Origin of the sequence: Mesorhizobium sp. INR15 (assembly GCF_015500075.1) — a bacterium.
In the GTDB taxonomy this organism is placed as follows: domain Bacteria; phylum Pseudomonadota; class Alphaproteobacteria; order Rhizobiales; family Rhizobiaceae; genus Mesorhizobium.
The window spans coordinates 264,028-289,384 of the sequence record NZ_CP045497.1; the positions used below are offsets into that span (position 1 = coordinate 264,028).

General features: G+C 61.1%; 28 protein-coding genes. 16 read left to right on the top strand and 12 right to left on the bottom strand.

The genetic code is table 11. The annotated features are described in order from the left end of the window. Positions 1–126 precede the first annotated feature (126 nt). The 5 genes from GA829_RS33645 to GA829_RS33665 form a co-directional block, all read right to left on the bottom strand. Entirely contained in the window at positions 127–1,440 is a 1,314-nt protein-coding gene (locus tag GA829_RS33645; RefSeq protein WP_374940380.1) for an IS701 family transposase, read from the bottom strand. 95 nt (positions 1,441–1,535) lie between these two features. Continuing rightward, a protein-coding gene (locus GA829_RS33650) for an IS5 family transposase (RefSeq protein WP_195179940.1) occupies positions 1,536–2,293 on the bottom strand; the annotation gives its coding sequence in 2 pieces (ribosomal slippage) (positions 1,536–1,954 and positions 1,954–2,293; 759 coding nt in all). Between the two features lie 69 nt (positions 2,294–2,362). After that, a complete protein-coding gene (locus tag GA829_RS33655; protein ID WP_195180119.1) occupies positions 2,363–2,527 on the bottom strand; it encodes a hypothetical protein in 165 nt (54 codons plus the stop codon). Beyond that, positions 2,524–3,072 (bottom strand): thermonuclease family protein, encoded by a 549-nt coding sequence (locus tag GA829_RS33660; protein WP_195180120.1) that lies wholly within the window; start codon positions 3,070–3,072, stop codon positions 2,524–2,526. The genes GA829_RS33655 and GA829_RS33660 overlap by 4 nt, the downstream gene beginning before the upstream one ends. After that, positions 3,069–3,671 (bottom strand): hypothetical protein, encoded by a 603-nt coding sequence (locus GA829_RS33665; protein WP_195180121.1) that lies wholly within the window; start codon positions 3,669–3,671, stop codon positions 3,069–3,071. The genes GA829_RS33660 and GA829_RS33665 overlap by 4 nt, the downstream gene beginning before the upstream one ends. Positions 3,672–3,809: 138 nt before the next feature. Between GA829_RS33665 and GA829_RS33670 the strand changes: the two genes are divergently transcribed. From GA829_RS33670 to GA829_RS33735, 14 genes are all read left to right on the top strand, one after another. Then, positions 3,810–4,412, top strand: a complete 603-nt coding sequence (locus GA829_RS33670) for a lytic transglycosylase domain-containing protein (RefSeq protein ID WP_195180122.1) — start codon at positions 3,810–3,812, stop codon at positions 4,410–4,412. A 5-nt stretch (positions 4,413–4,417) separates the two neighbouring features. Continuing rightward, positions 4,418–4,741: a TrbC/VirB2 family type IV secretion system protein gene (locus tag GA829_RS33675; protein WP_258052416.1), complete on the top strand. Its 324-nt coding sequence runs from the start codon at positions 4,418–4,420 to the stop codon at positions 4,739–4,741. A 3-nt stretch (positions 4,742–4,744) separates the two neighbouring features. After that, complete coding sequence (locus GA829_RS33680; protein WP_195180124.1) at positions 4,745–5,038, top strand: VirB3 family type IV secretion system protein; 294 nt, start codon at positions 4,745–4,747, stop codon at positions 5,036–5,038. Further along, the gene (locus GA829_RS33685; protein ID WP_195180125.1) at positions 5,035–7,437 is read left to right on the top strand and encodes a VirB4 family type IV secretion/conjugal transfer ATPase; all 2,403 of its coding nucleotides are present in this window, start codon (positions 5,035–5,037) and stop codon (positions 7,435–7,437) included. Before GA829_RS33680 ends, GA829_RS33685 begins: the two co-directional genes overlap by 4 nt. Beyond that, complete coding sequence (locus GA829_RS33690) at positions 7,421–8,578, top strand: transglycosylase SLT domain-containing protein (RefSeq protein WP_195180126.1); 1,158 nt, start codon at positions 7,421–7,423, stop codon at positions 8,576–8,578. The genes GA829_RS33685 and GA829_RS33690 overlap by 17 nt, the downstream gene beginning before the upstream one ends. A 9-nt stretch (positions 8,579–8,587) precedes the next feature. Continuing rightward, positions 8,588–9,322 (top strand): type IV secretion system protein, encoded by a 735-nt coding sequence (locus tag GA829_RS33695; RefSeq protein WP_195180127.1) that lies wholly within the window; start codon positions 8,588–8,590, stop codon positions 9,320–9,322. Between the two features lie 182 nt (positions 9,323–9,504). Continuing rightward, on the top strand, positions 9,505–10,548 hold the full coding sequence (locus tag GA829_RS33700; RefSeq protein ID WP_195180128.1) for a TrbL/VirB6 family protein: 1,044 nt from the start codon (positions 9,505–9,507) through the stop codon (positions 10,546–10,548). 76 nt (positions 10,549–10,624) lie between these two features. Continuing rightward, complete coding sequence (locus GA829_RS33705) at positions 10,625–11,338, top strand: VirB8 family type IV secretion system protein (RefSeq protein ID WP_195180129.1); 714 nt, start codon at positions 10,625–10,627, stop codon at positions 11,336–11,338. Further along, complete coding sequence (locus tag GA829_RS33710; RefSeq protein WP_195180130.1) at positions 11,251–12,132, top strand: TrbG/VirB9 family P-type conjugative transfer protein; 882 nt, start codon at positions 11,251–11,253, stop codon at positions 12,130–12,132. Before GA829_RS33705 ends, GA829_RS33710 begins: the two co-directional genes overlap by 88 nt. Next, on the top strand, positions 12,132–13,595 hold the full coding sequence (gene virB10, locus GA829_RS33715) for a type IV secretion system protein VirB10 (protein ID WP_195180131.1): 1,464 nt from the start codon (positions 12,132–12,134) through the stop codon (positions 13,593–13,595). The genes GA829_RS33710 and virB10 overlap by 1 nt, the downstream gene beginning before the upstream one ends. After that, positions 13,592–14,617, top strand: a complete 1,026-nt coding sequence (gene virB11, locus GA829_RS33720) for a P-type DNA transfer ATPase VirB11 (RefSeq protein WP_195180132.1) — start codon at positions 13,592–13,594, stop codon at positions 14,615–14,617. The genes virB10 and virB11 overlap by 4 nt, the downstream gene beginning before the upstream one ends. Before the next feature lie 38 nt (positions 14,618–14,655). Then, positions 14,656–16,779, top strand: coding sequence for a type IV secretory system conjugative DNA transfer family protein (locus tag GA829_RS33725; RefSeq protein WP_195180133.1), 2,124 nt, complete (start codon positions 14,656–14,658; stop codon positions 16,777–16,779). A 64-nt stretch (positions 16,780–16,843) separates the two neighbouring features. Further along, on the top strand, positions 16,844–17,134 hold the full coding sequence (locus GA829_RS33730) for a type II toxin-antitoxin system TacA family antitoxin (RefSeq protein WP_195180134.1): 291 nt from the start codon (positions 16,844–16,846) through the stop codon (positions 17,132–17,134). Continuing rightward, a complete protein-coding gene (locus tag GA829_RS33735) occupies positions 17,131–17,631 on the top strand; it encodes a GNAT family N-acetyltransferase (protein ID WP_195180135.1) in 501 nt (166 codons plus the stop codon). The genes GA829_RS33730 and GA829_RS33735 overlap by 4 nt, the downstream gene beginning before the upstream one ends. A gap of 133 nt (positions 17,632–17,764) precedes the next feature. Here the strand turns inward: GA829_RS33735 and GA829_RS33740 are convergent, their stop codons facing one another. Beyond that, positions 17,765–19,681 carry a relaxase/mobilization nuclease domain-containing protein gene (locus tag GA829_RS33740; RefSeq protein WP_195180136.1) on the bottom strand — a complete coding sequence of 639 codons (1,917 nt, stop codon included), beginning with the start codon at positions 19,679–19,681 and terminating at the stop codon, positions 17,765–17,767. A 317-nt stretch (positions 19,682–19,998) separates the two neighbouring features. Next, positions 19,999–20,406 (bottom strand): MobC domain-containing protein, encoded by a 408-nt coding sequence (locus GA829_RS33745; protein WP_195180137.1) that lies wholly within the window; start codon positions 20,404–20,406, stop codon positions 19,999–20,001. A 299-nt stretch (positions 20,407–20,705) separates the two neighbouring features. Here GA829_RS33745 and GA829_RS33750 point away from each other — a divergent pair, with 299 nt between their 5' ends. Beyond that, positions 20,706–21,386, top strand: coding sequence for a ParA family protein (locus GA829_RS33750; RefSeq protein WP_195180138.1), 681 nt, complete (start codon positions 20,706–20,708; stop codon positions 21,384–21,386). After that, on the top strand, positions 21,383–21,784 hold the full coding sequence (locus GA829_RS33755) for a hypothetical protein (protein WP_195180139.1): 402 nt from the start codon (positions 21,383–21,385) through the stop codon (positions 21,782–21,784). The genes GA829_RS33750 and GA829_RS33755 overlap by 4 nt, the downstream gene beginning before the upstream one ends. A 103-nt stretch (positions 21,785–21,887) precedes the next feature. Here the strand turns inward: GA829_RS33755 and GA829_RS33760 are convergent, their stop codons facing one another. The 5 genes from GA829_RS33760 to GA829_RS33780 form a co-directional block, all read right to left on the bottom strand. Next, entirely contained in the window at positions 21,888–22,196 is a 309-nt protein-coding gene (locus GA829_RS33760; protein WP_258052418.1) for a hypothetical protein, read from the bottom strand. A gap of 71 nt (positions 22,197–22,267) precedes the next feature. Then, on the bottom strand, positions 22,268–22,591 hold the full coding sequence (locus tag GA829_RS33765; RefSeq protein WP_195180140.1) for a DUF736 domain-containing protein: 324 nt from the start codon (positions 22,589–22,591) through the stop codon (positions 22,268–22,270). A gap of 353 nt (positions 22,592–22,944) precedes the next feature. After that, positions 22,945–23,175 (bottom strand): hypothetical protein, encoded by a 231-nt coding sequence (locus GA829_RS33770; protein WP_195180141.1) that lies wholly within the window; start codon positions 23,173–23,175, stop codon positions 22,945–22,947. Positions 23,176–23,300: 125 nt separating this feature from the next. After that, positions 23,301–23,834, bottom strand: coding sequence for a hypothetical protein (locus tag GA829_RS33775; RefSeq protein WP_195180142.1), 534 nt, complete (start codon positions 23,832–23,834; stop codon positions 23,301–23,303). 434 nt (positions 23,835–24,268) lie between these two features. Then, positions 24,269–25,210, bottom strand: a complete 942-nt coding sequence (locus GA829_RS33780; RefSeq protein WP_195180143.1) for a DUF2493 domain-containing protein — start codon at positions 25,208–25,210, stop codon at positions 24,269–24,271. Positions 25,211–25,357 lie beyond the last annotated feature (147 nt).

The following is a 25,357-nucleotide window of genomic DNA, read 5'->3' on the forward strand; positions in this document are numbered from 1 at the left end:
ATCGTCACCCGAGAGCCTGTCGCAATCAGACTATCTTAATGAAATGAACCCGACCGGAACGCTAACTGGACGGGCTCCTAGCACTACTTTGGCACTTTAGGTTCGACGGCGTCGGCGAGGAGTTTCTCACAGTGGGGGCATCGCCTGGGTGGCGGCCGTGCGAAGAGGTCGAGGATGGCTTGCCTGATGGCCGGCATGCTCGGTTGTGGCGGCGGTCCTCCGACTCTTTTTTTTCCGGCCCGCTGCTTTGAGGCGGCGGGCTTGGAGGAAGGCGTAGGCGATCATGGTCATCAGGGCGTGTCGGTGTAACCCGGTCCAGGATCTGCCTTCGAAGTGGTCGAGGCCGAGTTCCTCCTTGAGCTGCTGATGCGCCTGCTCACAGACCCATCTGGCTTTGATCGTGGCAGCGAGCATCTTGAGGCTCGCATCGGCCGGCAGGTTCGACACATAGTATTTTTGCTCGCCAGTCGACCGGCGCTCGCCGACGAGCCAGACCTCGTCGCCCGGCATGCACTGCATACGATTATCGAGCATGCGGTGCTTATGGCCATCCGCAACGCGGACACGGCGGGCCGCGAAGAGACATGTCAGCCGACCCTTGGTGCCTCGCCGCCAGCTGACCCTTTGCCATTTCCCTGCGGCCAACAACGCTTCAGCACAGACCGGGGGCTGATCAGGGATGTGGTATTTGCGGGGCTTTCCAGTCTTCGCGACGGGGAAAATCAGGGCAACGTCGGCGGGATAGACGTTCTGGCGTCGCGACAGACCCACCGCCCACAGCAGACCGCGCTTGCTCAAAGCCTGTCGGAAAGGCCCACTGGAGCCGTACCCTGAATCGGCAAGCACACAGCCGAAACGCGCACCGGAGGCGATGACGCGGTCGATCTCCTCGATCGCAATCTCCGGCTTTGTCAGAGCCGTCTGTCTATCCTTCGGCACATGGGCCCGCGCCATGCGCTCAGGATCATCCGTCCAGCTCTCGGGCAGGAATAGCCGCAGGCCCACCATCACCGGCACCTCGCGCGAGGCCAGCGTTACCGAGACCAGCGATTGACAATTGGCCGTCTTCCCAAGCGACGAGGCATATTGTGGCGCGACGCCAACCGAGTGACGTCCCTTCTTGGGCAACGCCGTGTCATCGATGACAAGAAAGCCAGCCTCATCGCCAACCAGGCCATCTGCCTCCTTCAGCAGGGCAGCCTCGAGTGGAGCACTGTCCCAAACTCCGGCAGCGACGAAATGATGAAGCTGATCGTAGCCGACCTCGCCAGTGCGCGCCGCCATCGGCTGAACGCTCTTGCGATCTCCTGGACCAATCAACCCAGCGATATAGGCCGGACACATCCGTGCCCTCGTCTTGTGCCGTAGCGCCGCGATAAACGGCCCGAGCCAGCGATCCAGATCGGCTTGCCAGTCCACCTCCATTGATCGGCCCTCCATAAGCCGACCTCCCATGAATCACGCAAACCCCCTCTTGGGAATCACAAAAACTCACCCGTTGCTAAAAAATGCCAAAGTAGTGCTAGGGTCCGGACTCATAACCAATAGCTGACGGTCGCTGCGATGCAGATTGCGGCGAGGAAGTTGACGGCAAGGCGGTCGTATCGTGTAGCGATCCTGCGGAAGTCCTTGAGGCGGCAGAACATGCGTTCGATGGCATTTCGGTCGCGGTAGAGTACGGGCGAGAAGCAGTTTTTCCAGCGCCGGTTGGCCTTTGGTGGAATGTTCGGCATCGTGCCGCGGGCCTCGATCTGGCGGCGGATCGCATCGGAATCATAACCCTTGTCGGCATGTAGGATGCGGGTGTCCGGCAGATGTTTCAGAAGCTCGCCTCCCGCCGTGCAATCAGCGACCTGGCCGCCGGTGAGCATGAAGGCAATCGGGCGACAATAGCGGTCGGTCAGGGCATGGATTTTGGTCGTGCGGCCGCCCCGCGAGCGCCCGATGGCCTGATTTTGCTCCCCCCTTTACCGCCCGAAGCTGAGCGATGCGCCTTCACGGCGGAAGAGTCTATCAGAACCTGCTCGGGCGGACCGCCGGCACTGGCAAGCGCGTGAAAGAGATCGCTCCACACGCCTTTGGCGGCCCAGCGGACATACCGATTGTAGAGCGTTTTGCGCGGCCCGTAGTCCGGCGGCGCATCGACCCAGCGCCCGCCAGACTTCAGCACATGAACAATGCCGCTGATCACGCGCCGGTCGTCGACCCGTTCCTTGCCGCGCGTGTCGGTCGGCAAATGAGGTTCAATGCGGCGAAACTGCTCTTCTGTCAGCCAGAAATGGTCCCGATTCATCACGTCTCCCTTTCAGAATCCGTGAATCACAAACCACAAGCGATGCCAACACCTTTATGGGTCCGGGCCCTAGGAGAAGAGCGCTGAAATCCATGAAGCCACGGTATTCCAGGCCGCATAGATTCCGGCCGGCACCAAGATGATCGCCATGAACGCAGCGGCTCCGCCAATAGCGCCGTCACCCCGTCCTTCCACGGGATAGTAATATCTGTCCGCTTCATCGTCGTGTTTCATTGTTGTCTCCCCGACCCTTGGTGCAGCAGCAGTTGCACAGGATGCTGAAACGTTGTGTCCCACAGACCTATGCGTTTCATCTTAGCGGTGATTTCCGCGACCAGGTAGTTCTCATTGACGGCTTTGCCATTTGCTGTCGTTGCGGCAAACGCATATCCGGTCGCTATGAGCGCGGTGCCAACGTCGATTGTTTCGCCATTCAGCTGCGCGCCGCACACGACAAACACTGCCCTGTCGAGGGCGTAGCCGATTGGCTGGCATGTGACCGCGGCGCTATCAAACAGCGCAGCAAGGTGCGCCAGCGAGGTATTCCCGCAATCGATTTTGTTCCCATTCGGCTCTTCGGCTGACGTGCCTCGAAGACATGCCTGGACGCCATAGAGGCGGAAAAGGTGATCTCCGTCACGCCAGGTATCTCCGGTCAGCAGTTGAGCCGATTTCGATACCGCAAAGGGCGTTGGTACCGGAGAATCGGTGGCATCCTGCGCCTGTGCCGAGGCGCACACAGTAAATGCCGCCAGGACTGCAAAGCTCGCCTGTTTCATTCCTGGAACTGTCCACCGAGCTCGGCGGAATGCTCCAGATCAGGGCGCAGCGACTTGCCATCCTTGTTGCGTCCGATTGCGGCCATGCCGAAAAACACCATCTCGTCATCGTCGTAGGCGACGCTATACGGGTCGTTGGCGTTGCCCGCACCCACGAGAGAGAAACACGACACGGCGTCGGGTTCGCCCATCGTGCTTTGCAATACAAGCGTTTTGCAAAGCACGACAGATGCACGTTCGTTGTAGATTGCCTCTTCATAGTCCTGCGTGGCCTTCGTGCAATCCCACTGCTGCGTCTTGTAGGTAATTATGGGTTTTGGGCAGGCCGCAAGGCCACGCAGTCGATACGCCACGCCGTTGATGATGCGCTCGGTCGCCGATGGCACCTTAACCGGCGCGATGAGGGTCGCCGCGTCGCGCCGAATGAGCGCGCCTTTTGCATCGTAGCGCTCATAGACGAACAGCTTCTCGCCCGGCTTCGCAAACTGCAGCAGGTAGTGTTCCGACGGCTGCGTGAAGGCGCCCGGGGCATCGGTGCCGGCAGCATAAGCCACGGCGCCTTGGAGCAGCAAAACCGTGCAAAGGGCCGTCTGTTTCATCGAAATCCGTCCTTGCGGTGCATAAGTTGTTGACACTTTACTAGGGCTGCGTGTAGCCATAGTAAAGTGTTAAATTTTGGCGACAGTATGAACACTCTATTCGCTCTCCTGCTCACCCTCTTTGGCGCGACAATGCCGATGGCAGCGCACGGCCGGGACCTGGCATCAGATCGCGTAGCAGTCGCCTTTGCAACGCCGGCGCAAGCCCTTGCGGCAGTCGGGGCGCCAGCGCCGGGAGCGTGTAAGACCGTAAATCGTGCTCAGGTCTCCCAACTTGTGCGTTCAATCGCGCAAGAGGAAGGGTTCGACGCCGATCTGGCCGAGGCGATTGCATGGGCCGAAAGCGATCTCGGCGGCAGTCAGGGTCCCTCGAAGGCCGGAGCCCTGGGGATCATGCAGCTGATGCTGGGCACGGCGGCCGATCTCGGCGTGAGCGACCGTTGCGATACCGAGGCAAATGTCCGGGCTGGTATCCGCTATCTGAAGTCACTCTATGACGAGTTCCAGGACCCGCTGCTGATGCTAGCGGCTTACAACGCAGGGCCCAACAACGTCTACAAGGCGCGGGGCATTCCGGTAAATCCGGAGACGGCAGAATACATCGCGAAAATACTGAACCGCTGGAAGTTCGGCGGTGTCGTGAAGAAATCCGCCCTGACCAAATCCGAAATGCTCGCGGCCGTTCCGCCAGCAAGCGAGGACGCTTGGCAGGATGGTCATGTCATGGATTTCGGCAAGTAAAAAGGATGAGAAGGGTGAACTGTAGGAAAGCTGGCAAATTTGCTCTGAAACTGGCCTTGGCGTCGGCGGTCGGAATGGCCCTCGCGCCGGCCACTGCATATGCACAGTCGGCGGCCCCAGTCGAAAACGTGCTGCAGTGGTTCGTCGGCGTTCTGCAGGGCAGCATAGCGCGCTCATTCGCCATCATCGCGGTCTGTTTTCTCGGCTTCCTCGCTATGACGGGCCGGCTGGCGTGGATGATGGCTTTCTCCATCATCATCGGCATCGCACTGATCTTCGGCGCCGCCCAGTTGGTGGATGCGGTTCGCGCGACTGCGGGAGGTAGCTGACGCATGGACGACGAAGAAGTCTATGTCGAGCCGGTCAGCCTGCCACTAACACGCCCGCCGATGAAGTGGGGGGTGCGATATGAAGTTTTTGCACTGAACGGCATCCTTGCGGTGATCGGCTTTATCGCCACGAGCAGCTTCATGCTCGGCCTTGGCGTTTTCGGCGTGGTGCATCTGGTCAGCGCATATCTGTGCCAGCGGGACCCCTACATGTTTCATATTTTCGAACGGCGCGTCTCCAAACGCGGGGCGGTGGCTAACCTCAGTTTTTGGGGCGCGAGGAGCTATTCGCCATGAGCCTCAATGCCGACTTGAAATTTGGCCGTGAGCGCCGGCGTGAAAAGCCCGCGGCGATGCACATCCCCTACCTTCGCCATGTCGATGACAATTTGGTCGTCACGAAGAGCGGCTTTCTTGTCGGCGTCATCCAGCTCAGTGGCCTGCCCTTCCAGACGATGGACCAGGCCGAGCTGAACAGCCGCATGTTCAACCGCAACACGACGTTCCGCAATCTCTCGACCTCTCGCTTTGCCGTCTACACGACAATCATCCGTCGCCACGTCACGCCGGAGATCGAAGGCGACTTTGACAATGCTTTCGTGGCCGAGCTCGACGCCCGCTACATGGATGAGCTTGGGGCGAAAAACCTGTTCGTCAACGAGGCGTATCTGACGGTCATACGGCGACCGATGGTCGGCCGCGTTGGCTGGGTGGACAAGGCGCTGAACGCGTTCCGCATCAGTACCGCGGGCGAAGAAACCCGCGAAGAGGCCGCCGCCGAACTGCATGACGTTCTCGACGGCGTCGTCAAGGATTTCACGGCTTATGGTGCGCGTCTTCTCGGTGTCGTGAAGCGCCGCGACAGCTTCTTTTCCGAGCCCTCGGAATTCTTGGCGAAGATCCTTGCCGGCGGCGTCGACGTGGAAATGCCTTTGCCGCGCATGAGCCTTGGCGATGTGCTGGCGACACGACAGCTGTTTTTCGGCAAATCCGCGCTGGAACTTCGCGGGCCGGACGCAGGCAAGCTCGGCGCCATGGTGTCGATCAAGGAATACCCACCGTTCACCGCTCCGGGCTCATTGGACGGTCTCTTGCGCCTGCCACACGAGTTTGTCCTGACGCAGAGTTTCGCGATCGAGGACCGTGTAACGGCCATGCGCAGGATCAACACCATCGCTAACCAGGTTGAGGGTTCCGACGAGGCGGGGACGACGGTCGAGGAGTCCGTCCACGACGGCGCCGACAAGCTGGCCGGCGGCGAAGTCGTCTTCGGCCAACATCACATGAGCGTCATGGCCTTGGCACCGGACATGACCGGGCTCAACCGTGCGCTATCCGACATCACGGCTGAGCTTTCGCGCATGTCGATCGTGCCGGTTCGCGAGACACTGAACACGGAACTGGCCTTCTGGGGGCAATTGCCGGGAAATTTCAGCTACATCGCGCGACGTGCGTTGATCTCGTCGCTTAACTTCGCCGGCCTTTTCTCCGGACACAATTTCCCGTCCGGCCAACGCGAGAGACTGCATTGGAAACGCCCTATCGCTTTGCTCGAAACGACCAGCCAGACCGCCTACTATTTCAATTTCCACGTTCACGATGTCGGGCACTTCACGGTGTTCGGCCCGACCGGCTCGGGAAAGACCGTGGTGCTGTCGTTCCTGATGGCGCAGGCCATGCGCATCATGCCGCGGCCGCGATGTGTCTATTTCGACTACATGCGCGGCGCTGAAATTTTCGTTCGGGCGCTCGGCGGTCGCTACGAGGTGATGGAGCCTTCCCAGCCGACCGGGTTCGCGCCATTGCAGCTTGATGACACGGCAGAAAACCGTTCGTTCCTGGAAGATCTGCTTATCTACATTCTGACGCCGGAAGGCGGTGCGCTGGACGTGGCGGAGATGCGCGTCATCAACGCCGCCGTCGACATGATCTACAAGATCCCGCGCGAACAGCGGACCTTCGACCTGCTGCCCGAAGTGCTGCGGGGTTCGCTGATGCCAGGCATGAACGATCTGGCGGCGCGGATACAACCCTGGCTCGACCCGAAGGACAAGGGCTGGCTTTTCAACAATCCTGTCGATCTGGTCGATTTCTCGAAACCCGTCGTCGGCTTCGACATGACCAAGATCCTGGGCGACCGAAAGCTGCGCTCGGCGGCCTTGCTCTACATCTTCCATCGTCTCGAAGACGTCATCGACGGCTCGCCGATCATGCTCTTCCTCGATGAGGGCTGGAAGCTGCTGGACGACGAGGTTTTCGCCGCCTTCATCAACGAAAAGCTGAAAACCATTCGTCGCCGGAATGGCGTGGTCGGCTTTGGGACGCAGACAGCGGAAGACGTCGTCAATTCCTCCATCTCGTCGTCGCTGATCGAGCAAACGAAGACCAACATTTTCTTTCCCAACCCGAAGGCCAGCAAGGACTCCTACATCGAGCGATTCTCGCTGACGGCGAAGGAATTCGAGTTCGTGCGCCGGACCGCGAAGGAAACACGCACCTTCCTCGTCAAGCACGACAGCGACTCGATCGTAGCGAAGCTCGATTTGTCGGCGATGCCCGATCTCATCAAGGTCTTGTCCTCGAACGAAGCCAACAGCAAGGAATGCGCACGGCTCCGGGAAACCTTCGGCGACGAGCCGGAGGCATGGCTGCCGTACTTCTGCGGATGGGAGAACGAGCATGACGAAGCGGCTTAGCAACGCTTGCCTGGCCGTGGCTCTCGCGACGTCAGGAAGCATGACCGTGGCTGTCGCTCAAATCGCGGTCATCGACGGGCCGAACCTCGACAAGCGGCAAGAGGACGAGCAGCACAGCAACAAGTCGGATGAGGCCAAGAGGGACGAAACCGACAAGAAGAAAAGCGTCGTCTGCACCTATTCCAACAAATACCGCTCACAGATGTTTCGCCGGTCACCGGCCGACGCGTTGCAGCGCGACGCCGGCAACGTGAAGATGATCCGCTACTATGCGCAAAAGTACGGCGTGCCGGAAGGCCTGGCGCTTTCCGTCGCCTATCAGGAATCGCGCTTCGACACATGCGCCGGGAGCCACACCGGCGTCAAAGGCGTCATGCAGCTGACCAAGGGCACCGGCAATTCCATGGGACTGGACCGCGACGTGAACGAGCAGAATGTCGAAGGCGGCGTCAAGTATCTCGGTATGGGCGTGAAGCAATGCGGGGCGACGAATTACAGCTGTCTCGCTTCCTTCTACAACGGATCGAACGCAGCCGAGCAAAGTGAGTGGGCAGGCGGCGTCGGCCGTTGGAACAGCTACTTCAACGACTATGTGTCGAGCGGCAAGGCGCCGGCCGCCGCGCCGCCACCATTCTCGATCGTAACGGCCGACGGCGCGGGCGGCGCGGCCCAGGACACGGCCATGGGCACGGTGAGGAAGGCGGCTGGCGGCCTTGATGCAAGCTCATCGCAGCTTGGCGCCAACGATGCGGCAATCGACGCGCTGACGGGCACTGTTGGCCAGGTGACCGAATACAAGGACGCCTGGGAGCTGAACTCGTCCGCTCGTGGGATCAACGCCGATGTCACCAACCAGTACCTGGCTCAGTCGGGGGACTTCACGGCGTTGCTGGCTCAAATTCTTTCGATGCAGAACGTTCAGGCATCGCAGTCGGCCAAGCTGGTGCAGCGGCCGAAGAGCGGTTCTCCAAACCCGTTCTCTTGTAATCCCGCGGAACTGGAACGGTTTAAGATCGATCGCGGCCGGTGGTTACCATGCGCAGTTGAGAACGCGCGGTCGAGCTCATCCGACAGCCGCTCGATGATCATCACCACCGACCCTGCTGGTGCTGCCAGTGTCATCAATTCTCTACAGCAATAGGAGGCTGACATGAAGAAATTCGCGATTGCGGCCAGCATCGCGCTTTGGGCAAGCACTGCCCTTGCACAGATTGCCGTCATCGATGGCGCCAATCTCGATGTAGCCCGCAAGAATGCGGAGAACACCAACTCCATCATGGACTCCAACAAGGATATTCTGAAAAAGAGCGAGGAAATCCTGCAGGCTCTCAGCGGCAGTCGTGACGGTTCCCTGGGAATCGGACAAATGGGTCTCGGCGGCAATATGTCGATTGCCCAGGCTCCATCATTCGGATCGATCCTGAACGGCGGCGCACTTTCGTTTGGTGGCCTGTCGCCCGAAATCCAGAAAATCGCCGGTGCCGTCATCAACGGGCTCCAGCTGGTGAAGCAGCTCCAGCAGATTGCCGGCAAAGAGACGAGCGCCGTCAACAAAGCCTACGGCGGCAGCGTCAACGTGGCCTCGCTGCTAAGCGCGTTGACCTCGCAGGCCTCGCAGGGCGTCACCCAGCGCCAACAGTCACTGCAGTCCGCAAGTGGGCAGATCGGGCAGTCGCAGGACGTCAAGGGTTCGGTGGACCAGAACACACGAATGCAGCTTGAAAACGCGCGCGCCGTCAACGAACTGATCGGCGTCCAGAACGGTGCGGTCGCGGCCCTGAATGAGAAGCTGAAAGGAGATCTTCTTCGCCAGAGCCAGGTGCAGAAGATGATGACACCGCGCAACGTCAATCCGTTCGCGGAATTTGGCAAGAGTGGGGGTTAGCACTTGTCGAGGTGGATGCTGCGCATAAGCGTTGTAATTGGGCTCGGCGCAGGGCTTTTCGGGTGCGCAAATCGCGAAGTGAAAGCGCCGTGCGGGCCTTTGGCGTATGCCCACGCCGACAAATGCGGCGCGCTGAAGCCGATCAATTCAACGCCGTTCGCCAGCATCATTGACGAGGATCCATGAACGGTCTGGCCGCAAGCATCCTCGGTGGCATTGACAACATCGGAGAGGACTTCGTTCGCACCGTCTATATGCAGTTGGGCAATGCGATGGGCAACGTCTTCACCCTCATGCTCACCCTCTATATCGCGTGGTGGGGCTATTCGATCCTGAGCGGGCGAGAGTCGATTTCGCCAATCGAAGCGGCCTATCGCCTCGGACGCGCCGTCATCATCTATCTGCTGCTGACCGGATGGAGCACATTTTCCGCCACGATCTATCAGCTCGTGCAAAGCATTCCCGACGAGGTCGGTAAGGTGATCGTCGGCGCCGTGTCGCGGGCCACCGGCAATCAGCTTAACGACCAAGCGGCAATTCCAGCGCTGATCGACAACCTCTACCAAGGGGCGCAGGACGTCGCCAATCAGGTGTACAGCGGATCCTTCTATGACATTTTTGGCGCGCTCTTGTCGTTGCTCGTCCTGCTGTCGGCCATCATCTTCGCAGCGCTTGCCATTGCCGCGATCATCGCCGCCAAAGTGATGTTGTTCATCACTCTGGCCTTGGCGCCGATATGGATCATTCTTTGGCTTTACCGATGGTCCTCGCGCATGAGCGAAGGCTTCCTGTCGCTCACCACCTTTCTGATGATCCAGCAAGTCCTGATCTATGGCTTTCTCGGTTTCTACTTCTCGCTCGTCAATGCGGCGCTGAACACCGCCACGACCGGCGGAGCGACCATGGACAGCAAAATGTCGCTGGTGCTGCCGCTGGTGCTGGTGACGATCATCGGGATCTACGTTCTCATGCAGATACCTTCGATTGCTTCGATCCTGAATGGCGGCGGCTATCTCAGCACCGTGGGAGCATACAATCCTTATAGAAACTTCGGCAGGAACACCGTGCGCTACTCCGGTGCGCGATGGGCCGCCAGCCGCGCCGCTCGGGGCGCCCGGCAGTTCGTGGGAAACAGCTTCCGATCTTCGCGAGCAGCAAGGGCGGACGACGCTGCTCGGTCCGCCATCCAGCAAGGGGCACGCGATAACTCCAGACCTCTGGCCTAGGCGAGAAAACAACGATCACCGATCGCGGCGCTGGTGTCAGGATGCGTCGCGCAAACGAGGCAATGGTAACGTGGCAATGCCAGTGGAAACAGCTGCTGACCGCAGCAGCGAACTCGTCGACAAGCGGTATTACAGGGCGGGCGCGACCTGGGAGGACGACACGCACAGGTCAATGCGTCGATCCCGTACATTTGCCTGGATCGTCAGCGGCATTTCCGGACTGGTTGCGGTGCTGTCGCTGCTGGCGCTCGTGCTGATCCTGCCGCTCCGGCAGTTCGAACCATATGTTGTCGAGGTCGACAAATCGACGGGCTACCTCGAGATCGTGCGCGCGCTCAAGCCGGGGGATTTGTCCCAGAATGAGGCTGTGACAGCCGCAAATCTGGTCCGCTACATTCGCGCCCGCGAAACCTACGATTCTCGTGAGCTGAAACAGAATTACGACCTGGCGCAGCTCTACTCGACCGACGCGGCGTCCAAGGATCTGACATGGCTTTACACCCCTGCGAATCCGCAATCGCTGGACAAGATCTATGGCCGCAATGTCACCATCTCGGTAGAGATCAAGTCGGTCTCCCTGCTTAACCGCAACACGGCCTCGGTGCGCTTTGCCACGACGACGCGGCGGGACAATTCTTCCGTGACCGACAATTGGGTGGCGGTGATAAAATTCCGCTACACCTCAACGCCGCTCAAGAACGAATGGCGCTTCGACAACCCGTTGGGATTTCAGGTTACGGATTACCGCCGCGACCAGGAAACGGCCCCGGCCGCGGGGAGCCTGCAATGAGACGTCGCGCGGGCCTCGCGCTGTCGGCCGCCCTTCTGCTCGGCACGATTCACGGCGCGGCCGCGCGCGACGGCCGCATCCGATACGTCACCTTCAACAACGACGACGTGACGTCGGTGCGCGCGGCTCTTGGTATTTCCACGATGGTCGAGCTCAGTCCAAACGAAGTCATCGAAACCGTCTCCGCCGGCGACACGAAAGGCTGGTCGATCATCCCCAAACGAGGATCGCGATTTCTGTTCGTCAAGCCCCTGGAGCGCGATGCGTGGACCAACGTCAACGTCGTCACAAACCGGCGCGTCTATTCCCTGCTGCTGCAGGCGACTGACAATGATCATGACCGGGCATCCTTCCAGGTTCGGTTCAAATATCCGGACGAGGATGTAAACGCGCGCCTGCTTTCACAGGCCAAAGAGAGCGCCGCCGATCCGGATCTGAAAAACCTGAACTATGCCGACCTCAACTACGACTATGCCTACAAGGGCGACGACAGCCTGAAGCCGCGCACCGTATTTGATGACGGCTCGAAGGTGTTTTTGGAGTTCACGGGGGACATTCCGGCCATTTTCGTCGTCGACGACAAGCGCCATGAGTCGTTGGTCAACGTTCGTACTCAGGGCAAATACACCGTCATCGACAAGGTTGCGCGGCAATTCACTTTGCGAGCCGATGCCAAGACGCTCTGCCTCTATAACAGGGCACGACCGGACGCCATCGATCCGGTCGAGCAGGTCTACGGTCCAACGAAACTAACACGCGGCTCCACCCTGTTCGGATCCAGCGGAGGGCGGTGATGACCCAGATCGACTATAAGCAACTGGACGGCAGCCCGACGGTCGCGCGCCGTGGTGCGGGTGTGGGAACCAAGATCGCTCTGATCGGCTTAGGCCTGGTGCTCGTAGCCGCGCTGATATGGCTGAACTGGCCTCGGGAGCCGATATCGCGCGATCTTCGCGGCGATGGCGAGGAAAATTTCAACCCGCCTGAGTTCCACCCGCCGGCGTTGATCGAGCCGCCTCAACCTGCCGACGGCACGATCGACCAGATCGTGGTGCCGCCACCGGCCGACGACCTGAGCAGCACGCAACAGGCTGACAATGTCGATCAGACCGTGCAGGAGGGCACCGACCTTGATGCGCAGCGGCGCGCGCTGGAGGCGCAAATGGCGGCCGAGCAGGCTCGCCGCAAGGCCGAGGAGGAAGAAGCACGCCGCAAGGCCTCGACTGAGGAAGAGGCTCGCCGCAAGGCTGAGGCCGCCGAGCGTGAAAAAGCGGTGTGGGAACGCCTGCGGTCGAACCAGATGGTGACGAATGGCGAAACCGGTTCGACAGATGCCGGCGCCCCGGCGGCACAGGTCGAAATCGCGCCAGACGGACAGATCATCCCGGTTCCTGGCGCTGACAGCGATCCCAACAAGGCATTCCTGGCGCAGTCCGAGGCGAGTTCTTCCGGCGCTGCCAAAGCCAGAGTTTTCCGACGCACCGACGCGTTGATTCCTGAGGGAACAATCATTCGCGGCTATTTGGAAACGGCGATCAACACAGACCTTCCGGGAGCCGTGCGCGCTGTCGTGCGGGAGAACGTCCTTTCGCTCGACGGCAGGCGGGTTCTCATTCCGAAGGGCTCGCGCCTGACGGGGGAATACCGTTCAGGGCTTGCGCGCGGTCAAAAGCGAGTTTTCATCGTCTGGAACAGGGTCATTCGCTCGGATGGCATTTCTGTCGATATCAAGTCGCCTGGTGCGGATGCGCTTGGGCGCGGTGGCATGGGCGGCCGTGTCGATACGCACTGGCTTGAGCGTTACGGCAACGCCATCATGCTTTCCGTCGTTGGCGGTGTCTCTGAATATCTGTCCTCGCTTTCCGATAACAGCCAGAGTGGACAACAGCGCCAGGTGACGACGATCGATCCGGTGACTGGTCAGGCCACGACCGTAACCAACGGTGGCTACGGCTCGCAGCGCGATGCGCGCAGTATCGCCTTCGATAAATCGTCGACTGCCCTGCAGCAACTCGCGCAAGAGGCGTTTCGCGACACGCAAAACATCGGCCCGACAGTTTACGTCGACCAGGGCACATCGGTTGTTGTGCTGGTGCGTCGAGATCTCGATTTCTCGGATCTGTACGCCGACCCCGTCCAGGAAGAAGTGGCACGCCTGAAGGCAGGTGGGCGGCCGAAGACGCCGATCGATCCGACGCCTCTCTACTGGACCCCGAAGGATCATTTCTATCCCGGCAATGGAAGCCCGGCTAAATGAATGCCGCGCATCCCCTCCCCGATCTTTGGGCGAGAGCCCCGGTCCTGCGCGCTCATCTGGAACCGATATGGCCCTATTTGAACGAAGATTCGGTTTCCGAGATTGCGATCAACAGGCCGGGTGAATTGTTCATCGAGCGCCTCGGCGCGAAGGAAATGGAGCACGTCGTCAGGCGCGAGATCACGCACGGCTGGATTCGCAACATCTCGACTGGCGTCGCCTCGGCCACAAACCAGGTCATCAACGAAGAAAAGCCGGTCCTGTCGGCTACTCTACCCTCGGGTGAACGCATCCAATGCATCTTGCCGCCCGCGGCCCCCGAAGGCGGGGCGATTTCGATCCGCAAACAGGTCATCCGGGATATGAGCCTTGATGCCTACAAGGATCTCGGCGCATTCGACAACACGGCCATGGGCAGCGGCCTGGCGCTATCCGGCGAAGAAAAGCGACTTGTCGAGATGTTGCACGACACGTCGCCGATCGACTTCCTGCAATATGCAGTGCGCAACCGCGTCTCGATTGTCGTTTCAGGCGGCACGTCGACCGGCAAGACGACGTTTTTGAATGCGCTCTTGAAGGAAATCCCGCCCCATGAACGGATCATCACGATCGAAGACACTCGCGAACTGAGGCTGCCGGCTCCCAACAACGTCACCTTGATAGCTTCGAAAGGCGACCAGGGCCTTGCCAAAGTCTCCGCGCAACAGCTTCTCGAGGCCTCCCTTCGCATGCGACCCGACCGTCTCCTATTGGGCGAGCTGCGTGGCGCCGAAACTTTTGCTTTCCTCCAGGCCATCAATACCGGGCATCCCGGTTCGCTGACGACCGTTCACGCAAATTCCGCCCGGTCCGCCTATGAGCGGCTGGCGCTGATGGTCATGCAGGGCAGTTCGGGGCTCTCACGCAGCGAGATCCTCGACTACCTGCGCGAGGTCATACCGGTGGTCGTCCAGATGGTCCGCACCGAAGGCGGACGGCGCGGCATCAGCGAGATCAAGTTCACCAAGGCGGAGACAATCTAGCGAGGCGATCCATGCAGAAAATCGCAACAGCAATTTTTATGGCACTCATGGCGGTAGCCTTGGGCGCCTTGCTGTTCACGGTCGCCTATGCCGCAGCGGATTGGCACCGGACCGGCTCGCATTTTCTCTTCGATCAGCTGAACGCTAGTCCTCTTCCGGTCTTTCGCCTCGCCTGGGCCGACCTGGAAGCACGCGATTTCGGCAAGGTGCAATACGCTCTCGCGGCAAGCGTCTTCGGCTTTATGCTGCCGCTGGTCAGCGCATTCCTCATGCGGCCGAAGAAGCGAAATGATTCTCGTTTCATGACCATGAGCGACGTCTCGAAAGCCGGCCTGACGAAAGCTGGCGGCATCTTCATCGGCCGGGCCGGCGGCAGGCTTGCCGAAGTTCTGTCGCCCGGCCGTGATCGACGTTCCGGCAAGATCCGCGTGACGCAGCGCAAGCTGATCGGCGGCAAGAAACTGTGGGTCGATGGTGACGATGTCGGCGGCTTCGTCATCGGGCCACCGCGCTCCGGCAAAGGCGCTTCCCTCATCATCCCCAACGCGTTGACCTGGCCGCAGTCGCTCGTCGTGCTCGATCTGCGTGGCGAGACTTATGAGGCGACCGCGGGTTATCGTTCGACCATGAGCAAGGTCGTCCGTTTCGCGCCGGCGGACCCGGAAGGCAACACGGCGTGCTACAATCCGATGGATTTCATTTCGCTGGATTCGGGGCAGCGCGACATCGATCTTCGCAACATCGCCGCGGCGCTGTTTCCGCGTCCACCCTCGAATGCAGATCCTTATTGGGTCAACGACGCCCGCCTCCTGTTCGCCGGCATAGCATCCTTCGTCATGGAATCGCCGGCGATCCCGAACGAGAAAAAAACCTTCGCCACCATCCTCGATATCATGAACGGCGCCGAACAGCCGCTCCTGGAATTTGTCGGCTCGCTGCGCGAGGAACGCCGGCGCGAATGCTCGCACTTCACGCTGCAAACGCTGCTGCCCTATTTCGAGATGTCCGAGCGGCAGTTTTCCGGCATCTATGCCGGCGTGCGCACCGGTATGGCCCCGTTCCTCAATGAGAGGCTTATGCGGGCGACGTCGCGAAGCACATTCGATATTCGCCGACTCAAGCGGGATCGCGTATCTCTCTACCTGGACGTACGGCGCGAACAGATCGCGTCGCTCGGCCCGCTATTCAACGTCCTCATCACACAGATGATGAATTTCATGTCGGAAAGCCTGCCGCGCCCGGACGAGCATCAGGTGCTCGTGCTGCTGGATGAATTCCAGAACCTCGGCAAGCTCGAGAACATCACCGAGATGGCGAGCGTTCTCGGCGGCAACGGCGTTTCAATGTGGTTCTTTGTCCAATCGCTCAAGGCGATAGACCAGATCTACCGCGAGGAAGGACGCGTGACGCTCATCAACGCCGCGCGCGTTCAGATTTTTTTCGGCGCCCAGGATACCGACGATCTTCGTTATGTATCCGAGCAAGTGGGCGAAACGTCGGAAGCGCAGGAAGATGTAACGCGCACCAAAGCGACCCTATTCGACACCTATTACACGCGCTCGGTCCACCGTAAGAACGTGCGCCGACCACTCATGCGCCCAGATGAAATCCGCATGCTCGACAAGAACAAGGTCATCATCCTGCCGCGCGGCGAGTTGCCGATCCTCGGTACGCGCAATTTCTATTTCGCCGATGGCCAGCTCGCCAAACGCGCCTTCATGCCGCTGCCAGGATTTCCGGACGGCTCAAAGAAAACCAATCCTACTGTGCCGTCAACTTCGATCCCATCCCCTACCACACCGCCCATCGTGCCGACGCCGCCCAGCTATCGCTCAGGCCTGGCTCAGTCTCGCATACGGCGTGGCGCCACATTTGCCGCCAAGGTCGGGCGCGCGGCTCCACCACCGCCTCGCCGGCGTGGGACTGCCAATGGCCGGTCGGAAGCGGCAACTGTTCCAGCCTCGGCAAATCCTGAGGTCATCGATTTCTCAGCTCTTGCGGCCCGTGCGGCAATAACAACAATAGCGCCGGAGAAGGAAGCGGCGGTTGCCGCCATCCTGAACAAGGCAAGAGCCTTCCGCGCCCACGCATTCGACGCTGAAACGTTCGACCTCAATCTTGGCGTCGTCGAGGATACCTTGAATGATGTGGTTGACGGATGAGCTGCTGTAATGACATTGACATTACGCAATTTCGTGTTAGATGAAGCCATAGGAGATCCCAGCCATGGCCACATTGAGCACCCCGCAAAATAAACGCGAAACCCTGAATATCCGCATCAAGCCCGAAGAACGGAGCCTGATCGACCGTGCCGCCAAGGCGCGGGGGAAAAACCGAACGGATTTCGTCCTCGAAGCCGCGCGCATGGCGGCCGAAGAAGCGCTTCTTGACCAGGCCGTCATTGCAGCGAACCCGGAAGCCTATGCCGCATTCCTGGCCCGACTGGACATGCCGCCCGAACCCAACGAGCGCTTGCGCGAGACGATGCGGACTTCGGCTCCTTGGGAGAAAGCATGAGTGTCGCTGCGCCGGAACCGTTGACGGCGCATCACGATATTCAATCGTTCATGTCGGGCGTGGAAAGCCTGGATCACTGGCTAAAGCACCGCGCCCTGAAAAATCAGACGACAGGGGCGTCCCGCACATTTGTTGCATGCGATGGTCGTCGCGGGCTGGCGTATTATGCCTTGGCGTCGAGCGCGATCACTGTCGACGCCGCGCCTGGCCGCTTTCGCCGCAATATGCCCGATCCGATTCCGGTAGTCATCCTCGGACGCCTTGCCGTGGATCAATCCCGGCAGGGCAGTGGCTTCGGCCGCGCCTTGGTGAGAGATGCCGGCCTGCGCGTCATCCAGGCCGCCGACACCATCGGAATTCGTGGGATGATCGTGCATGCACTCTCGGAGGAGGCAAAAGCGTTTTACATGCGAACAGGCTTCGAGCCCTCACCGCTCGATCCAATGACGCTGATGGTCACGCTCGCCGACCTGAAAGCGAGCCTGTCCTTAACCTGATCATGCTGCGTCGGATGTGGCGCATCGATAAACCTCAACATTATTCGCGGCAACGAAATCGACTTGAGCAGGCCTGAGCAACAATTTGCTGCCTGCGCTCCCGCTGTTGAGAACCAACGGCCGTGACGCCAGCTCAACGCTCGTAGTCGTTGTCGTTTGAGCGCTGCGTCTTGCGATCCTGTTCCTCCGCCTGACGGGCCTTTTGCTTGTTGGCGTCTTTCTCCTTGGCTTGCGCTGGGGTTTGCCCCGCGCCGGCGCGTGGCGTCTCCGGCTGGCGGGAATCGTCGCGGGCTGGAAGATCGCGCCCGCGCGCCTCGCGCTCGGGGATCGGCTCACCACCACTACCGCCGCGACGCTGCTGCTGGCGTTCGAACTGCAGCCGAGCCAGCCGGTCGTGCATCTTGTCGTTGACCTCTTCGCGATATTGTTCGAACTGCGCTTGATGTGCCAGGGGCAGCGTCTCGCGCATGTTGTCGAGCGCCTGATTGACGCGGGTCATCTGACGCCGCATTTCCAGGGGGGTCTGCGCCATGTCCAAATCTCCTATCAGTGCATTCAATTCTCTCACACCGGGGTGGGACAGGAAAGGCACCTGCCCCCGTTGGTCGGCTTCGCGATCCGTGGCAGAACCGGTCTGCTGCCCCTCCCCTGCCTGGTCACGACGAAACTGAAGAAGGTTGCTTCTGATCGACTCGGCTGCCGTGAGCGCTTGGCCCACCACACCAGCCGCGCGCATCGTAGTGGCAGTCTTCCGCCATGCGGCGGCGATCGCATCGCCATTTACGACAAGCGCCTGCCGATCAATCAGGCGCTGCCGCTTGGCTTCCACGCGCTCGATTGTCTTCGCGCTGACCTGATAGCGCGGATCACGTTGCGCACGGCTGAAAGCACCGGCATGCTCCTTCGTGAACGGCCGCGTCATCGCATGATCCATGCGCCGCGTCGCGACCATAGCAATGCCGTTCTCACGCGCCTTCTCCGCGAACGCCTCACGCCACGCCATAAGATCCGGCTTGTAGAATTTCAGTCGCTCTCCATCAGCGGACCGAGCCTGGACCATAGCATGGATATGGACATGCTTCGTGTCCTTGTGATGCGCCAGGACGAACTTGTATCCGGCGGCCCGGTCCTCGAGCACGGCGCGCGCTGCCGCCATGACGGCGTTCGCGTCGGTGCCGGCCTTGGCCGAAAATAGCAGATGATAGGCGTTGCGCCGCTCCCGCCCGGAAAGCTGGGGGCGCCATTGTTCATAGACCGACGCCGCCGCCTTGGGGGGATTTTTCGCTCCGCGGACGGTCTCGCCATTCGCATGGCGCACATCCTTGTGCGTGCGAAGGAACTTTTGCAGGAAATATTGCGCCTTGCGTTCCTGGCCGACAGCAGCCGTGACCTCGGCCTTGGCCACCACGCCGGCAGCGCCCATGGCCTCGCACAACCTCGCCTCTATTCTGTCGAGCGCCTTACTGCGCGAGTTTTCCCGACCATCGGCAAGCAACTTGGCAAGCGGCCCTGCCCGCTCTTCGGTATGCGCGTAGACCTGCACCGTTTGACCGTCCTGGGCATAAATGAACGGCTTCGAACCAAAGGCCTTGTTCAGCGCGTCGCTCAGGACAGCATCAGAGACATCGTCCGCCAGGTCAAAACGCACCTCAATAAAATTGGTGTTTTCAAGCGGCGGCTCGAACGTCTCGCAAAAGGTCTCCAGAAACGCTTTTCGTGCGGCGCGCGTTGCCAGAACCTGGCCATCCTCATCGAAAACCTCAATGTTGTGCTTCTCGCCCTTTTCGTTCTCACGCGTACCGAGATAATTGAGCAGCCGCGCGGCGGCTTCCATGGTCGATGGCGGATTGGGCATGACCTTGAATACGGCAGACTGCGCGCCCGCTGCGGAGCCGGCTCGTGCCGCCACCGCCCGCGCCTGGTAGTCTGCCCGCGCCGCCGCGCCGGTCCCAATCTGCTGGCCGGCGCCCCGGCCGCCACCGCCGCGGCGCTTCCAGTCTTCCTCCTCCTCTACCGGCAGGAACCCGGCGAGAGTGGCGGCGTAGACCATGATTGGCGCGCTGGTGGCCTTGGACGATTGTCCGGGCGCGCCAGACCTCTGAGCCCAGCCGGATGGGGTTCGCCCAACCATCGCCGTCATCCCCGTCGGGGTGGAAAGAGAAGCGCTTCCGCCACCGCCCGCCGTCGAGTCGGCTGGCCCGCGTCCGATGCTGCCAGTGCGTCCATTGATGTGCTTCGTCTGGAATTCGCCGGCTTCTCTTCGGCCGCCCCCTCTGAAGTTTTCTCCATCCAAGTCCTCACGCCGCATGTCGGAAGCGCCCCGTAGATATCGCTCGACTTCGGCTGCGTAACCGGCAAGACGGCGGCTCACGGCTTGGCTCCCTTCGTCTTGCGAGAACCGGTCGCCATTACCTTCAGCTCCTCTCGGAATTGCCGCACGAGATCGCCCACCGCCATCAGCGCCATTTCAATATCCTCGTCGTAAGGAATGCGGCCGTCATTCATGGCGCGCACGACCTGATTGAAGTTGATGCCGACGCGGCGCAGCTGATCGGTCATGTCCAAGATCGCCGGTCGCAGCGCTTCCGTCGCGACGGGCAGTTCACCGGCGTTGGCGCGCACCAGTCGGCGCACGACCTCGCTGACGGTCACGCCGTCAAGCTGCGCGGTAGCTTTCACGCTGGCCACTTCATCGGCCGAAAAGCGGATGTGTGTCACCTCGCCGTAGCGACGCGATGCGCTCTTCACCGGTGCCTTCTGGGCGTCTTGGTCCATCGCTCAGCCCGATTGCGGGCGCTAAGGCCCGACAGGGTCGCGCCGCTTATTTTGTGTGTATCACAAAATAAGCTATCCTGCCAATAAGAAACGGCAGTTCGATCTTCGCCGACCTGCCGCGGTGACTAGTGACTATGCACCCGAAGGCCTTCATCGACGCACTGGTCGGTTGACAAACGGATATGTCGCCTTCGAACTTTGTCGCGGTGTCTCGATCTTCACATGATACGATGTGTCGATGATGGATTGACACCTTGTTTCCGTGTTAACATAGCAACAAATCATCAAGGACGGCCTTCATGATCATATCCGCCGCGATCCCCAAGGGAGGCACTGGCAAGTCCACCATGGTGCGTGCGCTCGCATCCGTCGCGCTGCACCGAGGCTATTCGGTCACCTTGGTTGATGGCGATCGCCGTCAAAACATGAGCAGGTGGTTCCAGATGCTGGATGACGCCGGCAATCGCCCCGACAGCCTCCAGCTGGTCAGCGCGATAACCCCGCAAGACATTCTCGAAGCGGCGGCTCGCCACAACGGCGAGCGCTCCCTCGTTCTGATCGACACTGAAGGTACGACCAACGACAATCTCATGGCCGGACTGTTCGCGGCCGACATCGTCGTGGTGCCGGTCTATTTCGCGCTGGATGACGTGACTGCCGCCATCCAGATCACCGACCATTATATTCCGCTGGCTGTCGAAAGTCGTGGCCGGCCACTGCCGGCGGTGTTCGTGCTGACGAAACAAACCATCATCGATGGCAGGGCGCGCGCATTGACCGAGCTGCGCGCCATCATCCAGGCTAATGGTACGCCGATCGCCGAACACTTACTGCACAATCGCGTTGCCTATCGCGATCTCCAGACCGGACAGACGCTCTACAGCCCGGCGGAACCCGATGCGAAGGCCATTGCCGAGAGCGAAGGGGTTTTTGACGACGTGCTGAAGACCTTCATTGAAGCTACGAGGAACGTGGCATGAGCAACGAAACCGACACCAAAGTCGACGCCGACAAGAAAGCCCGCATGATGAAGGCGATCTCGACGCAGCCGCCGTTGCTTCCGAGCATGTTCATTCCGCCAAAAGCCGATACACCGGAGGCAAAGGATAAGTCAGTTGCGACGCAACCGGGAGAGCCAGTCTCGACGGCCGCGCCCGATTTTCGGAAACTCGTGCGGCAGGGCCAGAAGAAGGACCCGATTGCCGGAAAAAAGATTCGGGAGGAGGAGATGGTTCGGTGTGGCTATTATCTGACCGCCGCGGAGCAGCTTCAATTCAAGCTGCTGGCAGTCAGCAACGGACACAGCATGACCGAGTTGCTGCGCAAGGCGGTGCAGGACTACATCCACACCCATAAGCACAAGCTGCCGAAGGGATAAGCAGCTGCCTGGATACCGCTCTCGCCTCAGGTGATGAGCGACTGTTGCGGCTCTTTATGACCGTACAAAAAAAGGGACCCTTTTTTCGTTCCGCTAGTCGGGGTCATTGAGGCGTTTTAGAAGATCGCCGAGGATCCCATCGCGCTGCGGCAACGGCCTTGTCCTCTGCCAGCTTCGAGGCGACCTCGTGCGGCAGCGGCATGAAATCATAGCCGTGCGCTTTGGCGGCGTGGCAAATATCTTCAAGCATCTCAAACGCCTGATCGTGAGTGCCAAGCCAGAGTGCGGGCTCATCGGTTACCTCGTGGGGGAACGCCTGCAGGAAGTAGGTCCGAAGCGGTGGGTCGTAACCGATGATAGCCTCGGGGTCCGAGCGGCCGCATCCAGTGACGGTGATGGTATAGCGGCTCACGATAGCCTCCTTGCTCCGAAAGGTGAGGTGAAGGGGCCGGCCCCCTTTCGAAGCCGGCCCGCTCGTGGCTGTCACTGGGGATTGTTCCAGAGGATGACCTTCTTGTTCTCGTCGCCGCCCGGGGCGGGAGCGAGGTTGCCGAAGATCACGCCGATCTCGGGGGCCTCCAGCTTGACCGAGAGGTACTCCTCGCCCGAACGCTGGGAGATGCGGTGCCAGCCGGCTCCGATCTCGAAGCCCGTGCGCTTGTTGACGATCCGGTAGTCGGGCGCGTCCTCGCGCGACTTGTTGGTGTTGGGGATGAGGGCGATCGGGGCGTTGACCCGGAGTGTGGCGAAGACGCCTTCCATCGAGCCGTCGGCCTTGGTGGTGAGGTTTGCGATCGTGGTGGCCATGGTAGTTCTCCTTCGGTTGCATCGGGACCATTCCCGATGGCGCCAAAGGAGAGGGCCGTCCTGCTGCGGTCATCGCGGCGAAAATTCTGGAAAATTCTATTTGCCGAAAAAGTGCGGGCAGGCCCTTCGCCTGCCCGCGACCGAGAAACAGAAATCGAATTTTCCTGAATATTCGCCGAGTGTACCCCCACCGGGGGTTGACCGCACAAAGCAGGCGGTCGTCTACAAAGGCGACATGAAACGGGAATGGCCCCGGATGCGGCAGATGGACTAGAACCCAGGCCGCCATCGCTTGGCCGCCCACGCAACGCTGCCGGATCGCAGGAACATGCTTGCCCCGCCAGCCTCTCGGGTCATGTCGCCTGCATCGTCGACACCTGGAATAGCAGCACGGCGCGTGAACCGCCTTGCGTCTTCGGTATGGCGGCACAGGGGGTTTCGAGATCGGAGGCGGCTCGCAGCGACCAGCAAGCACCCTCGGTAGGCGATACCTCGCAGCCAAGTTGGATGACTGTGCAAGACAGGATGTTCGGCAGGCTTGCCCCCGCTTCAGATGCGAGACAGACCAGGATGATCATCTGCACGCGCCCCTCCGTAGCGCGCGTGGGCCGGCTCGAAAGGGACGGCTCCCGGCCGTTCATACAGCGGAGTTGGCGCGCAGGGCGGGTCAACCATATCGGATCGGGACTGCCGGTGGACCGCGTGCATATCATCCTGGCAACGCCCGACGCTCGTCCGGTGTCATGCGGGCTTCGGCTTGGCGGCGAATGTCCGAGCCAGCATGGTGAAGCGTGGCGCACCAGTCTTCCACATTGTGCGCGGTCGCCAAACTGCCCCTGGCCAGATCGTAAATGACGCACGGCTTGTTCGCCATGACGAGCCGAAGCACGTTGACGGCGGTGCCTGGCGATGCGCCATCCCAGACCATCATCCCGAAGTCGGCGCGCCGCGTCATTTCCCGGTCTTTTGCTGCGTGGGCGCAATATCCATGAGCGCCTTCAAGACACGGGACGTGGTAGGCAGCCCAGTCGCCGAGATTGTTGCGGGGTTCCTTGCCGGCATGAAAGATGCCGACGTGTTCGTAGCCGTAGCCCGCGAGCAGGCCCTGCGCCTCGGCGTCGGCTCCGGGTGCATCGCCAATCAGAACGCCGTGCTCGGCGGCGACGATCGCGCCGATGCGAGCGATGGCAGGTTCCGGCAGCTCGAATATCTCGCGTGATCCGCCTATGAATATCATCGACATTGTGACTTTTCCTTCTCTTCGGCGCCCCCGGCCCTCTCCCTCTCCCTCTCCCTCTGCCTCTGCCTCTGCCTCTCCCTCTCCCTCTGCCTCTGCCTCTGCCTCTGCCTCTGCCTCTGCGCGAGGGATCGTCACCGAAGGCCGAGATGGCAAAGCCGGCTCGGGGAGCGGCGAGACGCCGCGACTAGAGCCCGGCCGGCCGCAGGCCGGCGCGCCAGACATCATCGGAACCGGCGAACGTCATATCGAGCATCTAGCCGGCGGGTCCGCCAGCCAGAGGCGCACATCCTGAATCGCCAGCATGAGAAGGCGTTGGCCGCTCGAGGCGGGCATGGGCTGCGATCAGACAGGTGCACGCGACGGATCCGACCGCTCGGGGTCGAATTCGTCGACGTGATGCAAGGGGCGCCGAGCGTGGGCATGGAGGAAGGCGGCGCTCACGCGCCACCCTCTGCGAACCGCCAGACCGGGATGCCGAGGCGGCGGGCCTTGTCGGCGAGATTCTCGGTGATGCCGGAACCGGGAAAGACGATCAGGCCGTAGGGCACGACCGACAGGAGCTGGTCGTTGCGGCGGAACGGGGCGGCCTTGGCGTGCCGGTTCCAGTCCGGCTTGAAGGCGATCTGCGTGACCTTGCGGTTCTCGGCCCAGCAGGCCGCGATGCGCTCGGCGCCGCGCGGGCTGCCGCCGTGCAGCAGCACCATGTCGGGGTGCTTCTCGCGGGCCTTGTCGAGGGCGTCCCAGATCCGGTCGTGCTCGTTGCAGTCCAGGCCGCCGGCGAAGGCGATCTTGGTGCCGGCCGGCACCAATACTTCGGTCTCGGCGCGGCGGCGCGCGGCGAGGAAGTCGCGGCTGTCGATCACCGCCGCTGTCATCGCCATATGGGAGACCTTGGAGCCGGTGCGCGGCCGCCATGCCGATCCGGTTTCCGCCTCGTAGAGGTCGGCGGCCTCGTCGCGCATGATTTCCAGCACGTTGCGGCGCTCGATATAGGTGATGCCTTCGGCCGTGAGCCGTTCCAGCTCGACGGACTTCACCTCCGACCCATCCTGTTCGTTCTGGCTGGATCGCTGGGCATCCTCGTTGCGGTCGAGGCTGCGGGCGACGCGCTCGGCGGCGCGGTGGAAGACGTTGGCGAAGGACCAGAGCAGATCGTCGAGGTCGGGTTCGAGCCTGGTGTCGCCGAGCATGCCGGCAAAGGTCTCGACGATCCCGGCGAGGCCGGCCCGGATCACCTCGTCGTCGGGAAGTGGCCGAGGATCGGGTTCGTCTTGATGCGGACGGTGGCCGTACATCTGCAGTTCGAGGATGACGCGATCGGTCGGCGAGGAGGCGTGGTAGGGCTCGTAGGCGTCGTCGAAAGGAAGATCGTAGGTCATGGCGTGTCTCCGTCGGTTGTGGCCGCGCCCTTCGCGGCCTGACAGCGAAACCCGGCCGCGCCCCAGGCGCGGCCGCACCGAAGGCCGGAGCGAAGCGGAGGACGGCGCAGCCGTTGCGGCCGTGAACGGGGGGTGGCAGGGATCGCC

Bases quoted from the DNA above. Each gene is read 5' to 3' on its own strand.
- GA829_RS33780 (WP_195180143.1), bottom strand. From the start codon at position 25,210: ATGACCTACGATCTTCCTTTCGACGACGCCTACGAGCCCTACCACGCC.
- GA829_RS33735 (WP_195180135.1), top strand. From the start codon at position 17,131: ATGAGTGTCGCTGCGCCGGAACCGTTGACGGCGCATCACGATATTCAA.
- GA829_RS33700 (WP_195180128.1), top strand. From the start codon at position 9,505: ATGAACGGTCTGGCCGCAAGCATCCTCGGTGGCATTGACAACATCGGA.
- GA829_RS33670 (WP_195180122.1), top strand. From the start codon at position 3,810: ATGGCAGCGCACGGCCGGGACCTGGCATCAGATCGCGTAGCAGTCGCC.
- GA829_RS33680 (WP_195180124.1), top strand. From the start codon at position 4,745: ATGGACGACGAAGAAGTCTATGTCGAGCCGGTCAGCCTGCCACTAACA.
- GA829_RS33690 (WP_195180126.1), top strand. From the start codon at position 7,421: ATGACGAAGCGGCTTAGCAACGCTTGCCTGGCCGTGGCTCTCGCGACG.
- virB10 (WP_195180131.1), top strand. From the start codon at position 12,132: ATGACCCAGATCGACTATAAGCAACTGGACGGCAGCCCGACGGTCGCG.
- GA829_RS33745 (WP_195180137.1), bottom strand. From the start codon at position 20,406: ATGGACCAAGACGCCCAGAAGGCACCGGTGAAGAGCGCATCGCGTCGC.
- GA829_RS33730 (WP_195180134.1), top strand. From the start codon at position 16,844: ATGGCCACATTGAGCACCCCGCAAAATAAACGCGAAACCCTGAATATC.
- GA829_RS33710 (WP_195180130.1), top strand. From the start codon at position 11,251: ATGGCGCTTCGACAACCCGTTGGGATTTCAGGTTACGGATTACCGCCG.
- GA829_RS33665 (WP_195180121.1), bottom strand. From the start codon at position 3,671: ATGAAACAGACGGCCCTTTGCACGGTTTTGCTGCTCCAAGGCGCCGTG.
- GA829_RS33705 (WP_195180129.1), top strand. From the start codon at position 10,625: ATGCCAGTGGAAACAGCTGCTGACCGCAGCAGCGAACTCGTCGACAAG.
- GA829_RS33740 (WP_195180136.1), bottom strand. From the start codon at position 19,681: ATGGTCTACGCCGCCACTCTCGCCGGGTTCCTGCCGGTAGAGGAGGAG.
- virB11 (WP_195180132.1), top strand. From the start codon at position 13,592: ATGAATGCCGCGCATCCCCTCCCCGATCTTTGGGCGAGAGCCCCGGTC.
- GA829_RS33660 (WP_195180120.1), bottom strand. From the start codon at position 3,072: ATGAAACAGGCGAGCTTTGCAGTCCTGGCGGCATTTACTGTGTGCGCC.
- GA829_RS33765 (WP_195180140.1), bottom strand. From the start codon at position 22,591: ATGGCCACCACGATCGCAAACCTCACCACCAAGGCCGACGGCTCGATG.
- GA829_RS33675 (WP_258052416.1), top strand. From the start codon at position 4,418: ATGAGAAGGGTGAACTGTAGGAAAGCTGGCAAATTTGCTCTGAAACTG.
- GA829_RS33750 (WP_195180138.1), top strand. From the start codon at position 20,706: ATGATCATATCCGCCGCGATCCCCAAGGGAGGCACTGGCAAGTCCACC.
- GA829_RS33775 (WP_195180142.1), bottom strand. From the start codon at position 23,834: ATGTCGATGATATTCATAGGCGGATCACGCGAGATATTCGAGCTGCCG.
- GA829_RS33695 (WP_195180127.1), top strand. From the start codon at position 8,588: ATGAAGAAATTCGCGATTGCGGCCAGCATCGCGCTTTGGGCAAGCACT.
- GA829_RS33725 (WP_195180133.1), top strand. From the start codon at position 14,656: ATGGCACTCATGGCGGTAGCCTTGGGCGCCTTGCTGTTCACGGTCGCC.
- GA829_RS33655 (WP_195180119.1), bottom strand. From the start codon at position 2,527: ATGAAACACGACGATGAAGCGGACAGATATTACTATCCCGTGGAAGGA.
- GA829_RS33645 (WP_374940380.1), bottom strand. From the start codon at position 1,440: ATGGAGGGCCGATCAATGGAGGTGGACTGGCAAGCCGATCTGGATCGC.
- GA829_RS33685 (WP_195180125.1), top strand. From the start codon at position 5,035: ATGAGCCTCAATGCCGACTTGAAATTTGGCCGTGAGCGCCGGCGTGAA.
- GA829_RS33755 (WP_195180139.1), top strand. From the start codon at position 21,383: ATGAGCAACGAAACCGACACCAAAGTCGACGCCGACAAGAAAGCCCGC.